This is a genomic window from Chitinophaga sp. MM2321 (assembly GCF_964033635.1).
Lineage (GTDB): Bacteria > Bacteroidota > Bacteroidia > Chitinophagales > Chitinophagaceae > Chitinophaga.
In genome coordinates, this window is sequence record NZ_OZ035533.1 from 4,380,025 (window position 1) to 4,394,066 (window position 14,042).

Sequence of the window (14,042 nt, forward strand, 5' to 3'; positions counted from 1 at the left end):
CAGGTACCTTATTGAAATCGTTTTAAAATGATACAGGCGTTTACATCACCAAAGCCAAAGCTGGCTTTGGCAATTATATTTACGTCTTTATACAGCAATTGCTGCGGAATCTTCTCCCGGTCAATGATCTCCAGTATTTCCGGGTGTAAGTCTTCACAATTGATATTGGGAAATAAAAAACCTTCCTGCAACTGCAACACCGCTGCTACCAGTTCAATACTGCCGGATGCGCTGAGGCAATGTCCCACCATACATTTCAGGGCATTCACATACGGAAAGTCCTTTCCCTGCCGGTTGAGTGCTATGCTCCAGTTGCGGATCTCCGTGGCATCCTTACCGGTAGCGGTGAGGTGGCCGTTGATCGCGTCAATATCGGCAGCATCGATGCCTGCTTCCTGTACGGCCTGCCGGATGCAACGCTGCACCGCCATGTTGTTGGGTGCCGTCATGCTGCCTTCGCTACGTTGTCCGCCGGAGTTGACGTGCCCGCCTAAAATTTCCGCATAGATCGTAGCGCCGCGCAACAAGGCGCTTTCCAATGATTCCACTAGCAGGGCGCCTGCACCTGCACCCGGCACGAAGCCGGCGGCGGTGGCGCTCATGGGCCTGGAACCTGCGGCAGGTGTATCCTTGTTTTTAAAAGTACATACTTTCATGGCATCAAAGCCGCCCCAGATATAAGGACCGCTGTCGCTGGTGCTGCCCGCCAATATTCTCGTGGCTTTGCCTGCTTTGATACGGTCATATGCCATCAGTACACTTTCTGCACCGGTGGTACAGGCGGAAGAGTTGGTGGTTACCTGGTTACCCAGTCCCAGCTTACCGCCCAGCCATGCGCTGATGCCACTGGCCATGGTTTGCACCACTACGGTACTTCCCAGACGACGCACCTGTAATTCATCTACTTTATAAATGGCCTCCCGCAACTTGTCGATACCGGAGGAACCCGTACCGAAAATAGTGCCACTATCCCAATCGGGGCCGCTTTCATCTCCGGGAGGCAACCCAGCATCCTGCCAGGCTTCCATGCCCGCCAGTACACCATATAAGATAGCACTGCTATTGAAACTCCGCAACTCCAACGGATCAAAATATTGTTGTTTCAGGGATTCGGGGATTTCCGGCGTACCGGAGATCTGGCAGGAAAACTGTAACGCTTCCAGTTGCGGATCATTACGGATGCCGGAGATCCCGCTCTTCACGGCATCCCTGAAAGCAGGCACCCCTGTGCCATTGGGCGCCACAACGCCCAATCCTGTTATGACTACCCGATTATTCATGTGTTCTTGTTACAACCATACCGGCAATAGTACCACTGCAAACTTCCTGCCCCTGTTCATTATTCATGACCACACTGCACTTTAATTTCCCAAAGCGGAAATATATTTTTGTTCCTGTTACCGTTACTTTTTCTCCCGGAAAAACCGGTTGCATAAATTCTATATTGGTAGCTGTTAATGCAAAGGACAGTCCCCCGTTACCGGTTAAATAAATGCCCATGCATACCAGGCCTATCTGCGCCATCACTTCTGTGAGCAACACGCCCGGCGTTACCGCATAGTCCTTGAAATGACCTTTATAGCAGGCCATTTCGCGGTGAAAGGTAAAATGTCCTGTCACCTTTTCTGCATCGATATAATCCAATGCGTCTACAAACAGGAAAGGTGCTGCATAGGGCAGCTGTTGTAAGATCTCGTCTGTTGTCATCACCTAGTTAATATGTGTGCCCCCGTCTACCGGGATAACGGCCCCGTTCACCCATGCGGCCTCGTCTTTACACAAAAGATACACCATATTGGCTACATCTTCCGGTGTGGTGAGCCGGTGAAAAGGGCTCCTGTTTTTACTATAAGCCAGCAGTTGCTCGCTGCCGGGAATCATGCGCAGGGAGCGCGTATCTGTAACGCCCGCCTGGAGGCAATTGGAGCGTAGTCCATATGGTGCAAACTCCAGCGCGATACTGCGGCTCACCGCTTCCAGTGCTGCTTTGGCGGCTGATACAGCGGCGTAATTCTTCCATGCTTTGCTGCTGCCCTCGCTGGTAAAAGAAAGCACCCGCGCATCGGCGGCAAACAATGCCTGTCTCACCAGTGCTTTTGTCCAGTCGTAAAGACTAACGGCCATACTTTCCAGCGTGATCATAAAATCATCTGTTTGCAGGGAGGCACTGCCTGGCTGATCCATCGCTTTCAGCGCGCCCTTGGCAACACTGTGTAGCAGGCACCTCACCCTGCCCCCGCTCCCCATTTGTTGTTGCAGCTCTGTCACAATATGCGCCCGTTTTTCCACATTGGTAATACTGGCGTTGAAGGTAATCACCTGTACACCTGTTGCCCGGATCTGCTCAAAAGATTCCGACACCTGATCCATATCTGCACCTACATCGCGGTGTACAATACAGATATGCATGCCATGTGCGGCCAGCTTCAATGCCGCCGCCAGCCCCAGGCCGCTGCTGCCGCCCAGGATCAGTGCCCAGTAATCATGCTGTTCAAATTCTTTTACCATTGTAATAATATTCGTTGTGCAGAAAAACCTGGTCCGAAACTCAACATCAACCCCTGGTCGCCCGCAGGGATCTGTTTATCCAGGAAACGCTCCAGTACGTACAACACCGTTGCACTGGACATATTACCATACATACGTAAAATCTCCTTTGTCTCGTCAATATTTTTACCACTATTTTTAAAAAGTTCTTCTACAGTCTGAATAATCTTTTTCCCGCCGGGATGAAAGATCAGGTGTTTTACCGCCTCCATGCTGCTTCCATGGCGGGCCAGGAAAGGATGGATGATATCGGGAAACTGTGCAGCAATCTGTTCCGGCACGGCTACATCCAGTACCATCTGCAACCCGGCATTGGTAAGCTGAAAACCCATCAGGTGGGTAGCGTCATAAAAATGATACATCTCTGCCGCCATGATAGCAGGACCTTTGTCGGCTTCATGGGAAGACAGGATCGCACAGGCCGCACCATCACCAAAGATGGCGGCACTGACAATATTCGCCATCGAAAAATCGTGTAATTGGAAGGTGGCGGTGGGCGATTCTACCGCCAGCACAGCCGCACGTTTGCCGGGATTGGCCTGTAAAAACTGGTAGGCATAGATCATCCCTGAAATACCCGCCACACATCCCATCTCCGTTACAGGCAACCGCACAATATCCTGCCGCAGCTGTAACTCGTTGATAAGATATGCATCCAGCGATGGGATCATGATACCGGTACAACTCACGGTAATAATATAGTCCAGGTCCTGCGTACCGATACCGGCTTTATCCAGCGCATTCAGCAAACATTGCTTTCCCAGTTTAATCACCTCCCGCGCATAGAGGTTGTTTTTATCTTCAAAAGAAGTATGGCTGAATACTTCTTCGGGGGTCATAATAGAATAACGTTTATCTACAGCTGCATTCTCAAAAATCTTTTTTACCTTTTTAATAAATCGTTCCTCCTGTCCCGATAACCAGGTATCCAGGAAAGGAATAATCTCGTCAGTAGACCTGTAATAGGCCGGCAATGCTTTCGCTACAGCCTGTACTTTAACACTCATAGATTAGAAATTACCCATTGATAACGGAAAGCCCATTTCCAACGAAGACTATAATGAATCAGATTTAATTTTTGAGAAAAATAACGGAGTTCTTTTTTCTTGAATCCACGCAGGATAGAAGTGAGCCCGTCTGCTTTGGTCATCCTGTTGAGTCCCAACACAAAACACAACGCCTGAAACAGGCGGTAGGCAATGATATTACGGTGCAGGTCATTGATCACAATACCCACGGCAGCACTGTTGCGGAAGATCTTCATCAGCTGAAAGATCTCTTCATTTTTAAAATGATGCAGCGTGAGGGTACAGAGTACAATATCACATTTCATGTCTGCAAATGAAGTGTGTGTAACATCCAGGCAGCGGTAGCTGATCTCCGGAAACTTCGCAGACAATTGTGCCGCATGCAGGGTAGTAAAGTTATTGGCATCTATGCCTATCAACCGGAACTTACACTGTTTTTTTCTACCATAGGCAGCCAGTGTGCGCAGCATATCACCGTTGCCGCAGCCGATGTCTGCGATCACTACTTCGCGGTCTGCTGGCAACTGTTGCAGGAGCGCCTCCACGCCCTGAATGGTTATTTTATTGCCACCCAGCAACCTGTTTATTTTGGCAATCCTGTCCAATGCTTTCTGCAACAAACTTCCCTCCATCGCGAAGTCGTCCATGATCTCCGGCGCCAATGACCTGTGCGTAGTGTCAATCGTGTACTGCTTAAACATTGATAGGCCTGCCATGTGTTTGTTTTATGATAAATGGCAACAATGCCGGTACGGATGCCAGTCCCCTGATGAGCAACATCGACAACCGGTCTTTCAGGAAAAGTTCCGTCAACCGTCTGCCGGTTTGCATGCGACCTTTAAATAACCGGTTCCATTCCCTGATATAATCTGCTTCCAGTTGCTGCCGCGTATAGCCGTTGCCGTGAAAGAACCGCAACACGCCTTCCGACGCTATCTTGGCGCTATGCACCGCCATCGCCATCCCGTTGCCGCAAAGCGGATGAATAAGACCGGCGGTATCGCCTATCATCAGGATATGATTTTCTACTTTTGATTTTTCTGCAAAAGACACCTGGCTGATCGTTAACGGCTGCTCAAATAAAAGACGGCTGTTATCAAAGATCTTTTTCAGGTGCACATTACTGCAAAGCACTTCCTGCCGGTGGATAGCCGGATCTTTGTAACGTTTAAAAGTTTCGTAATTAACCAGGTAGCAGATGTTCAGTTTATTGTCTTCAATTTTCGATACACCGCAATAGCCGCCGGGGAAGTTGTGCAAGGCTACCAGTCCATCCGGGAAATCGCCTGCATAATGCGCTTTCACCGCCAGCCAGGGTGACTTCTCCCCTACGTAATCCCGCGATAGCCGCTGGTCCAGCGCCGCACGTTTTCCATAAGCGCCCAGTACCACCCTCGCCTTAAAAACACCGCTCCCCGCAGTATGCACCAGGAAGGATTCATCTTCATAAAAAATATCTGTTACGGTAGCTGTAATTATGGTACACCCGTTATTTACCGCCTGTTGTTGCAAAAAATAATCCAGCGCATACCGGCTGATACCAAACCCGCCAAGCGGCAACGGTGCTTCAATTGTTTTGCCACCGGCCGAAGATACCAGTACCCGGGAAATCTGCGCAGGTGCCAGCACAGCAGGATCTGCGCCCAACCATTGCAGGTAGGGTAATACTTCATTGGAGATATACTCTCCGCAAACTTTATGTCTGGGAAATGGGTGCTTCTCTATCACGAGTACGTGCAAACCGGCACGGGAAAGATGAATGGCACTGGTTAGTCCGGCCAATCCACCGCCTGCAATAATTATATCGTACCCCATGGCCATATCTTCCGAATTAAGGTTTCATCTATGCGGGTGTTACAGCAAGATACGATTTTTACGGAGCGTGGAAAGCGGGGATAAATTTTATCAGCTGTTATTAACAGCATCGACATTATACTTCTCTAAAAGCGCGGTAAACCGCTCTTCTTTGAAGAATTGCTGGTAGTAACTTTCTGAACGGATAATACCATCTACTACCTCTTTATCCAGTTTTAAAGCATGTTCAAAGGTCAGGTAAAATTCGTTCAGCTTTTCAGAATGGGCATATATTTCGGCCAGCGTTAAATAAGCAATGGCCTTATCGGGATTCAGTTCTATGGCTTCAAAAATATCATTCAGCGCATCTTCATACTTCCCCATGGCCTTGTAGGTATCCGCCCTGTTGTTGTAAGCGGAGTAGTTGCCCGGATCCGTTGCAATAGCACTGGTATAATTAAAGATGGCGGCTTTATAATCTTTCATGCCTGCATATGCATCTCCCAAACCGGTGTAGCCTTCAGGAAGATTGATACTAAAATATTCAACCGCTTTTGGATAATCCCGCTTCGCGAGAAATAACCGGCCGATTAAATTTAAAATGATCGGGCTGCTGCCCTCATCCATCTCCAGGATCTTTTTATAATCTTCCAGCGTAGCGTCAAAGTCTTCCATCGCTGCGTGCTGCTTTGCATTGGAAAGATAATATTGTTTTATCTCTATTTTCAGTTCTTCAATTTCTGCCCTTACCGCATCCATCCGAATGAAATGAAGAAGATCATCAGCTGCTACTTTTTTCTTCTCCATCCTTTCCAGGTCCAGCAAAAGTGTCTGCAACTTTTCCTTTACTATGAGATATTCTTTTTCATTCGCTATCATATAGCTTCATTTCAATTTATTGAATACTTTGGTGCTGTAATTTAACACAAAAAAGTACGCAACAAAAAAGTTATACCGGGAACATCTTCCTCACAATACCGGTATTCGTCCTGACCGCCTGTACCGCCACCGCATCAGGGTAGGCAACACCACCAGCAACAATGGCAGGGCGATGATAAACCCGCCTATAACGGCAATGGCTAATGGCTGATGCAACTGCGCACCCGTACCAATACCCAGCGCAATAGGCAGCAGCGCCACAATGGCGCCTATGGCGGTCATCAGCTTGGGACGGAGCCGGGTGGAGATGGCATAGACGATGGCCTCATCTGCATGGGAAGTATGGTGCATGGATTCCCGGAATTGCAGGAAAGTAAAGATCGCATTCTCGCCGATGATCCCCACAATCATGATCAGGCCCGTATAACTGCCTACGTTGAGCGGTGTATGCGTGAGGAACAAAGCGATGTAACTACCCGAAATGCCCAGTACCGCCACCAGCAGGATGATCAGCGCATCTACAAAATTTCGGTAGAGGAAAAGGATTACACCAAATACCAGCAGGCTGGCCGCTACCAGGATGATCAGCAGCTCACGGAAAGATTGCTGCTGATCGGCATAGGCGCCGCCATATTCAATACTGTAGCCCTGTGGCAACCGTATGTCCGCTGTGATTTGCTGGTCTATCTCTTTCATCACGGCGCCCAGGTCGCGATTGTCCAGGCGGGCAGTAACGATCCCCATCGACTGTAGATTTTCCCGTTCTACTTCTGCATCGCCATCGTTTATTTTGATCCTGGCAAAATCAGTGATGGGGCGCAATACACCACCCGGCAAAAAGACCTGCAAGCGGGAAAGGTCCGCTACTTTCAACTGGCTGTTACCGGGATATACCAGCCTGATGGGAGACAGTTGCTCCTTTTCAAATACAGCGCCAGCTACATTCCCTTCCAGGGCTGTTTGCAGCTGATATTGCAGGTTAGCGGGCGTAATACCGTACTGCGCCAACGCCGTGTAGTTTAGCTCCATGCTGATAGAAGGACCCGCAATCACGATGCCGTCAAATACATCTGCGGTACCTTTTACACCACTGATTAAAGCCGCCACGCGCCGGGAAAGCCCTTGCAGGGTTTGCTGATCGCTGCCAAATATTTTCACTTCCACTGGTTGTACGGAGGTCATCAGGTCGCCCAGCATATCCCCGATCACCTGCCCGAAATCAATGCGGAGAGCGGGCTGCGAAGCCTCCACCTGTGTACGGATAGCATCTATCACTTCATTGGTAGACCTGCTCCGCTGCGGCTTTAGCTGGATCAGGTAGTCGCCGCGGTTGGGCTCTGTAATAAAAAATCCCATCTGCGTACCTGTTCTGCGGGAATACGCCGATACCTCCGGGATAGTGGTAATGATCTTCTCCACCTGCTGCAACATGCGGTCTGTTTCTTCCAGCGAGGTACCCGGCGGAGAGCTGTAGTCCAGCACGATGCTTCCTTCGTCCATTTCAGGCAGGAAGCCCGTTTCCAGCCTCGGCACGATCAGTACGACCGATATAACCAATACAGCGATGAATACCACGCTCAGCCAGGGCCGCGTGATAAAAAAAGTCACCCATCGCTGTTGTTTCACATCGTGACCTGGCGGTAACTGCCGCCCGTTCTTTATTTTTTTGTGCCTGGTGAGCAACAGGTAGATCACCGGCAGCACCAGCCACGTAACCAGGAAAGAGCACACCAGCGTGATGATCATGGTATTGGTCATCACCTTAAAATAAGCGCCGGCTACCCCTGTCATCAGCAGGAAAGGCAGGAAGATCACAATGGTGCTGAGTGAGGAACCTACCATAGCCGGGAAGAGATAGTGGATCGCTTTCTGTAGCAACGCCGTGGTAGGTTCTTCCGGATGTTCTTCATGGGTACGGTGTATCTGCTCCACCACCACAATGGCATCATCTATAATCAGCCCGATTGCTGCGGCGATGGCGCCCAGCGTCATGATATTGAAAGTTTGCCCGGTTACATACAGGATGATCAGGGTGAGCAGTAAGGTAACGGGTATCGTGATCAGGATGGTGGCGCTGGCCTTCACCGACCGCAGAAAAATCACGGCTACAATGATAGCCAGGATCAACCCGATCCACAAACTATCTGTGACACTTTTAATAGCATCTTTTACAAAATCGGCCTGTACATAGTAGGGCGCGATTTTCACATCTGCCGGCAAGGTCTTTTTCAGGTCTTCGATCTTCGCCTTCATCCGGGTGGAAAGGTCTACCAGGTTGGCGTTTGGCTGCTTGATCACTGCTATGAGGATTCCTTCGCGGCCATTGGCATTTACCTTTATATATTCTTTTGCCTCGCGGATCTCCACGGCGGCAATATCTTTCAGCGTTACAATGCGCTGGCTGTTGTTGCTGATTACAATATCATTCAGCTGCGCTTTTGTGTTGACCAACGCATCTGTTACGGTCAGGTACATAAGGCGGTAGTCGGACAAATAACCATTTGACTGGATGAAATTGGTCTGGCTCAGGGCATTGCTGATCATTTCGGGTGTAATGCCCAGCGTGTTCATCTTCTGCCGGTTCAGCTCCACCCAGAACTCCTTCGTTTTGCCGCCAATGATCCGGATCTCGGAAACACCCGTTACCTGCGACAGGAATGGCTTGATGGTATAGGTAGCGAGATACTTCAGATCGATGGGTGAACGGTTCCGGCTCTCCAGCGTGTAGCCGCTAACCGGTAGTATGGAAGGATTCATCCGCTCCACATTGATCTGCAAATCCGGCGGCAGGGTATTCTTTATCTCGCTGATCTTTGACTCTATCCGTTGCTGGCTGATATCAATATCAGCATTCCAGTTCATGAAAGCGGAGATCTCGCAACTGCCCCTGCTGGTGGTACTACGGATTGTTTGCAGATCGGGCACCTGCTTGATGGCCAGCTCCAGTGGCCGCGTAACCGTGATCATCATTTTACTCACCGGTTGTTGACCGGCATCTGCAATGATCTTTATTTTAGGGAAAGTAATTTCCGGGAAAAGAGCCGACTGGATGCGGCTATAGGCAAACAAACCGCCCATGATAATGATAGCCACCAGCACCGTCACAGGATTCTTATAGGCAACGAAAAAGTTCTTCATCGGGCTAATTGTTTACGATGGTTACTGTGGCCGTATCCGGCAATCCGTAATTGCCATTGATCAGCACCCTGTCCTGTTTTGTTAATACGGGAGAAAGGATCTCTACTTTATCCGCTGTCTCCAATCCCTTCTGTACCGGCACTTTCACGGCTGTGGTACTGTCCATCATTTTCATGATCCAGTATTCCGTTTGCGATTCATTCGTTAGCACCGCCGCCTTAGGCAACAGCACGGCATCCGTTTTCCCCGACTTCAGCAGCTTCACTTTGGCCACCAGGTTTTCCGGGATCTGCTGCGGACTACTAATATGGATCACATAGCGTTGCGTTTGCGATACCGAGTCTACGCTGGGTAATGGCGCACCCAGCTGCCCTCTTAACTGCTGTCCGTCAGGTAAGGATAATTCCACCGTATTATTCACCGGCACATATGGCTTGTATTCATAGGGCAGGTTTAACACAAATACAAAACTTTTATCGTCGGAGATGACCGCCAGCTGTTCCCCATCCTGTACGTAGTTGCCCGCCTGGTAAGCCAGCTGCGTGATGTAGCCACTACCCGGCGCCGTGATGGGGATCACGCCGGTGAAATGAAAGTCGGGGTCGAGCTTATTGATGGTATTGCCCAGGTTTTGCGCTTCCTTTGTTTTTAAGGAAAACAACAACTGTCCCCTGGTAACGTGCTGCCCCAGCTTGATATCAGCCGATTGCAAATACCCGTTGGCCACTGCTTTTACATTCGTTTTCAACAAAAAAACAGCCGTTGCATTCAGCACCACCGTATCTGCTATCACACCGGTATCCGGTGCTGCTACCGTTACCGGTGTACCGGTAGCGGCGGCGGTTTCCTCCGCAGCTGGTACACTGTTATGACAAGCGGCTAAACCGGTAACGAGCAATAAGCCAAGCAAGCTGTTTACATTCATAGCGGATATTAATTAACACTGTTCCAGTAATTAAGCTGGTTAATGAGCTGGTATTTATTTACCTGCTGTTCTGTGATAATATTTTTTGCATTGAGATAATTATTTATCGCAATGATATAGTCTGCAATTCTCACATCGCCATTCATCAGCAGTCTGCGGTTAGCCACCATCAGCCCATCGGCATACCTAATCTGTATATTGGCCTGGTCTATCAGCTCCTGCGTGGATTGCAGCTGCTGCGCCAGTTGCCTGATCTGTTGCTGATATTGCTGTATATAAAAATCCTGGTAGCCCTGTCTTGTTTGTTGTGAGATCACTATTTTATCATGCTGCATCTTCCGCTGCCGCCCGTCATAAATAGGTACGCTGACCGTCAACCCCGCACTGACACCAAAGTTTTTATATGGGTTTAGTGCCAATGTAGAATTGAAGCCACCATCGGCATACAGACCTAGTTTTGGGCGGTAGCTGAAATCGATCTGCGCATTACTGTTTTCCAGTTGCATACTATCGATCTGGAACTGGCGGAAGAACACGGTATTCTCCAGCTCCGGAATATGTTCCAGTAACAACGCCGGATCCGGCAACGCATGAAACGTGGTATCGGTCAGGCCGCAGAGGTAGTTGAGCTGTGCATAATCATATTGATAACGGATCAGGACCTGCCTGATCAGCAGCTCCTGTTGTTGTTGTGTAACCAGAAAGGTGAGATAGTCTGTTTGTTTGTAGGTGCCGGTTTCCGTAAGTCGTTTCAGTAAAACGGCTTCGTCTTTCAGCAGCTTTAATACGTCTGCATTAAAACTATACTGTGCCCAATCGCCATAGGCGGTAATATATTGCGCGATGATATTTTTCTTCAGTTCCTGTTTCGTAATAGCAGCGGTATTCTGCGTGCCCCGGTTCTGAATGGTGACAGCCTGTAACTGGTTATCCAGGTTCTTCCTCCCAACAAACTGCCTGGAAGCCACGATCAACGCACTTACCTGTCCGCCGTTGGTAATGGCGTTATCATAACCGTAGCCACGCCATGCCGGCGCATAGCTGTTCGTACTCACCCCACTCAGCTGCGGACCATAACCCGCACGCACCCGCATACTGTCGATCCCTGCCGCCAGCACCTGGTTCCGGTAGTCTTTCAACAAAGGGCTATGCTGCGTACCTGCTTCCAGGTAGTATTGCATACTCCTGTCCTGTGTATGGACCTGCGGCAACCACACCACGAAAAATAGTAGTAGTAAAGCGGCTGTTCGTATCATAGATCTTCCTTTGCCATCGTTTATCAAATAAACTATGACAAAACTAGACACTGATTCTGAAGGAAATTTGTGGCTTTCCGCTACTGACCAAATACTTTCCTGGCCATCGCAATCGTCTTCTTACCAACTATACCATCCGGCACCAGGTCATTATCTTTTTGAAATTTTTTGATCGCAGCCTTGACCGCATTTCTCAAAGGCTGCTGTTGGGCGATGGTAATATATTGCGCATGCAGGGCATCCCACATTCCAAGGATAGTTAAGCCATTCTGTTTATAAATACTGCGGATAAGGTTGATATCTCCCTTATAGGTTCTTTTACCATTAATAATGAAGATGCTATCTGCGGCAATACCGTAATGATGCATGCCGTTGGTTTTGATCTTGCTCGCACCATTATTGAAATATTGCTCCTGTAACGTATTACTCCTATACGTTTCTGTAAAAGTAATATCCTGATCCGGGTATGTTTGCCGGTACTGGCTGACACAGCTTTTCAGCCTTGCCAGGAAATCAGGATACAACAACGCCTGATCATCTACCGGCGTTTGTGAATTATACTTTGTACTGGTCACGAGGGTCTGCAAATAAAAATCTGTTGTGCTCATGGGGAAACAATTTAATCTGGGGGTTACGGTATACGTACATGAATTTACGACAATCCTGTTAGTTGTGTTTAATATAATGGAGGATTCGCTACGATAAGTCCGGAGGACCAAATATTGGTAAACCGGGGTATCAGCACGATCAAACGTTTATCACTATGAAATAATAAACCAATACTTTGATCCGATATTTATCACACGATGATTACTTGTAATTATTATGCATCTGTTTTGTTATCGTGCATCTGCTTTTTAATAAAGCCCTTTTATATGGTGTTGACCACAGTATACGACACCCACGCAACCGGGGTTAAAACCCCGGTTTACCAATATGCGGTCCCTACGGGACCGATTATGTTTTATTGCCCGGAACGAAGATATAAATACGTACCTCTCAATACCCCGGATTTTGTGTCAGGAGCAGATTATTATCCAGCTGATTTTGTGGTACGGGATAGATGATCTGATAATCCTGTACATGATAGTTCAGGTTCTGACCGGCGCCATTAGTGAATGCATTCATGACTGTTAATGCCCTGCCTGTTCGTTGCAGATCGAACCAGCGATGCCCTTCAAAAGCCAGTTCCAGCCGTCTTTCCTTTTCGATGGCCAGCGCCATATCGTTGGCATTGGCAGCGGTGGTTGCTGGTAACCCTACACGGGCGCGTACTTTGTTAACCATCATAGCAGCGTTGCCGATGTCGGCTTTGCTGTTGTAGGCTTCAGCGCGCAGCAGTAAAATATCTGCGAGACGGATCGCGTAAAAATCGTTGGTACCATCGTTGGGATCAGGATATTTGGACAACACCGGGTAATGAAGGGGATCTTTCCAGTAGGCATCACTCCAGCCGTAGTCGACGAAGGTGATAGAGGCTTTCAGGCGAACAGAATCGCCTTCCGCGCGGTAAACATTCACGAGGTCGTTGGTAGGTGTGTTGAATTTCTTCCAGCCGCCGGTGAGGAACTGTGATGGTATCCAGTTACCTACTTTGCTATAGCCCACATAGTTAAATTCCCAGATAGCTTCCTTGTTGTTTTTAGCGGAGTTATCCCATAAGCTGTTGAAGTTGGGTACCAGCGAATAGTTGGGAATCACCTGATCGCAGTAGTAAGCCACGGAATCCCAGTTGGGCGTAGGCATGGACGCATATACTTTTGCCAGGATTGAATTTACGGCCCCCTTGGTAATCACCATCTTATTGGGTGGTGTGTTGTCTGCCTGCACATTGGCGCGGGCAAACCACAGATCGGCGAGGATAGCCTCGTATACGGAATCCACGGATGATTGTGGAATCAGCGTAGAAGCGATCAGTGCTTCAGAATTTGTTTGATCTACCGGCTCCAGCATGATGGGCACACGGCCAAACAGGCGTACCAGGTCGAAATAGGTGTAAGCCCGCATAAAACGTACTTCTCCCAGGATCTGATTTTTTCGGGTAGGTGTTAATGCAGGATCTGTACATGCCGCTACCTGCGCAAGGGTGATATTGGCTGTAGCTACGATACCAAAAGCATCTTTCCAGTCGCGCCCGATGTTGTCGTTAGCGGCATTGAAAGTAAACAAGTCTATGCTGATATTATTCGGGTTATCGCCACCGGCATAACAGTTATCTGCTTTGGCATCACCGTTGGTGATACGGTCCAGCACATTGAACTCCAGGCCATAGGCGTAACCGGTTTCCGCATCATATACACCGGCGAGAGAATTTTCTGCATCCAGTGCGCTGATGGAGGTAGCGCCTGTGTTGGTAATAAGATCCGTAACAGGTTGCTTGTCCAGTATTTTGGTACATCCACTTATTATCAGCCACGTAGTGACGGATAAGAAAACAGCATTCGGAAAGATTCTATTTTTCATGTGGAAAAAATT

Annotated in this window: 12 protein-coding genes; all 12 read right to left on the reverse strand. The window is 48.7% G+C overall.

Going from position 1 to position 14,042, the window contains the following annotated elements; translation table 11 throughout:
• Positions 1 to 8: 8 nt before the first annotated feature.
• Positions 9 to 1,280: a beta-ketoacyl-[acyl-carrier-protein] synthase family protein gene (locus ABQ275_RS16910; RefSeq protein ID WP_349314331.1), complete on the reverse strand. Its 1,272-nt coding sequence runs from the start codon at positions 1,278 to 1,280 to the stop codon at positions 9 to 11.
• Entirely contained in the window at positions 1,273 to 1,707 is a 435-nt protein-coding gene (locus ABQ275_RS16915; protein ID WP_349318798.1) for a hydroxymyristoyl-ACP dehydratase, read from the reverse strand. The genes ABQ275_RS16910 and ABQ275_RS16915 overlap by 8 nt, the downstream gene beginning before the upstream one ends.
• 3 nt (positions 1,708 to 1,710) lie before the next feature.
• Positions 1,711 to 2,508, reverse strand: coding sequence for an SDR family oxidoreductase (locus ABQ275_RS16920; protein ID WP_349314332.1), 798 nt, complete (start codon positions 2,506 to 2,508; stop codon positions 1,711 to 1,713).
• Entirely contained in the window at positions 2,502 to 3,554 is a 1,053-nt protein-coding gene (locus ABQ275_RS16925; protein ID WP_349314333.1) for a type III polyketide synthase, read from the reverse strand. The genes ABQ275_RS16920 and ABQ275_RS16925 overlap by 7 nt, the downstream gene beginning before the upstream one ends.
• Positions 3,551 to 4,291 (reverse strand): methyltransferase domain-containing protein, encoded by a 741-nt coding sequence (locus ABQ275_RS16930; protein WP_349314334.1) that lies wholly within the window; start codon positions 4,289 to 4,291, stop codon positions 3,551 to 3,553. Before ABQ275_RS16930 ends, ABQ275_RS16925 begins: the two co-directional genes overlap by 4 nt.
• Positions 4,269 to 5,390: an NAD(P)/FAD-dependent oxidoreductase gene (locus ABQ275_RS16935; RefSeq protein WP_349314335.1), complete on the reverse strand. Its 1,122-nt coding sequence runs from the start codon at positions 5,388 to 5,390 to the stop codon at positions 4,269 to 4,271. Before ABQ275_RS16935 ends, ABQ275_RS16930 begins: the two co-directional genes overlap by 23 nt.
• A gap of 90 nt (positions 5,391 to 5,480) precedes the next feature.
• Positions 5,481 to 6,248, reverse strand: a complete 768-nt coding sequence (locus ABQ275_RS16940; RefSeq protein WP_349314336.1) for a tetratricopeptide repeat protein — start codon at positions 6,246 to 6,248, stop codon at positions 5,481 to 5,483.
• Positions 6,249 to 6,338: 90 nt separating this feature from the next.
• A complete protein-coding gene (locus tag ABQ275_RS16945; protein WP_349314337.1) occupies positions 6,339 to 9,386 on the reverse strand; it encodes an efflux RND transporter permease subunit in 3,048 nt (1,015 codons plus the stop codon).
• A gap of 4 nt (positions 9,387 to 9,390) precedes the next feature.
• Positions 9,391 to 10,311, reverse strand: a complete 921-nt coding sequence (locus ABQ275_RS16950; protein WP_349314338.1) for an HlyD family efflux transporter periplasmic adaptor subunit — start codon at positions 10,309 to 10,311, stop codon at positions 9,391 to 9,393.
• A gap of 8 nt (positions 10,312 to 10,319) precedes the next feature.
• Positions 10,320 to 11,567: a TolC family protein gene (locus ABQ275_RS16955; protein ID WP_349314339.1), complete on the reverse strand. Its 1,248-nt coding sequence runs from the start codon at positions 11,565 to 11,567 to the stop codon at positions 10,320 to 10,322.
• Between the two features lie 80 nt (positions 11,568 to 11,647).
• Positions 11,648 to 12,175, reverse strand: coding sequence for a peptidoglycan-binding protein (locus tag ABQ275_RS16960; protein ID WP_349314340.1), 528 nt, complete (start codon positions 12,173 to 12,175; stop codon positions 11,648 to 11,650).
• A 391-nt stretch (positions 12,176 to 12,566) separates the two neighbouring features.
• Positions 12,567 to 14,030 (reverse strand): RagB/SusD family nutrient uptake outer membrane protein, encoded by a 1,464-nt coding sequence (locus ABQ275_RS16965; RefSeq protein WP_349314341.1) that lies wholly within the window; start codon positions 14,028 to 14,030, stop codon positions 12,567 to 12,569.
• Positions 14,031 to 14,042 lie beyond the last annotated feature (12 nt).

What these genes read in the sequence shown, in the direction of transcription:
- ABQ275_RS16910 (WP_349314331.1), bottom strand. Translation starts at nt 1,280, where the DNA reads ATGAATAATCGGGTAGTCATAACAGGATTGGGCGTTGTGGCGCCCAAT.
- ABQ275_RS16915 (WP_349318798.1), bottom strand. Translation starts at nt 1,707, where the DNA reads ATGACAACAGACGAGATCTTACAACAGCTGCCCTATGCAGCACCTTTC.
- ABQ275_RS16920 (WP_349314332.1), bottom strand. Translation starts at nt 2,508, where the DNA reads ATGGTAAAAGAATTTGAACAGCATGATTACTGGGCACTGATCCTGGGC.
- ABQ275_RS16925 (WP_349314333.1), bottom strand. Translation starts at nt 3,554, where the DNA reads ATGAGTGTTAAAGTACAGGCTGTAGCGAAAGCATTGCCGGCCTATTAC.
- ABQ275_RS16930 (WP_349314334.1), bottom strand. Translation starts at nt 4,291, where the DNA reads ATGGCAGGCCTATCAATGTTTAAGCAGTACACGATTGACACTACGCAC.
- ABQ275_RS16935 (WP_349314335.1), bottom strand. Translation starts at nt 5,390, where the DNA reads ATGGGGTACGATATAATTATTGCAGGCGGTGGATTGGCCGGACTAACC.
- ABQ275_RS16940 (WP_349314336.1), bottom strand. Translation starts at nt 6,248, where the DNA reads ATGATAGCGAATGAAAAAGAATATCTCATAGTAAAGGAAAAGTTGCAG.
- ABQ275_RS16945 (WP_349314337.1), bottom strand. Translation starts at nt 9,386, where the DNA reads ATGAAGAACTTTTTCGTTGCCTATAAGAATCCTGTGACGGTGCTGGTG.
- ABQ275_RS16950 (WP_349314338.1), bottom strand. Translation starts at nt 10,311, where the DNA reads ATGAATGTAAACAGCTTGCTTGGCTTATTGCTCGTTACCGGTTTAGCC.
- ABQ275_RS16955 (WP_349314339.1), bottom strand. Translation starts at nt 11,567, where the DNA reads ATGATACGAACAGCCGCTTTACTACTACTATTTTTCGTGGTGTGGTTG.
- ABQ275_RS16960 (WP_349314340.1), bottom strand. Translation starts at nt 12,175, where the DNA reads ATGAGCACAACAGATTTTTATTTGCAGACCCTCGTGACCAGTACAAAG.
- ABQ275_RS16965 (WP_349314341.1), bottom strand. Translation starts at nt 14,030, where the DNA reads ATGAAAAATAGAATCTTTCCGAATGCTGTTTTCTTATCCGTCACTACG.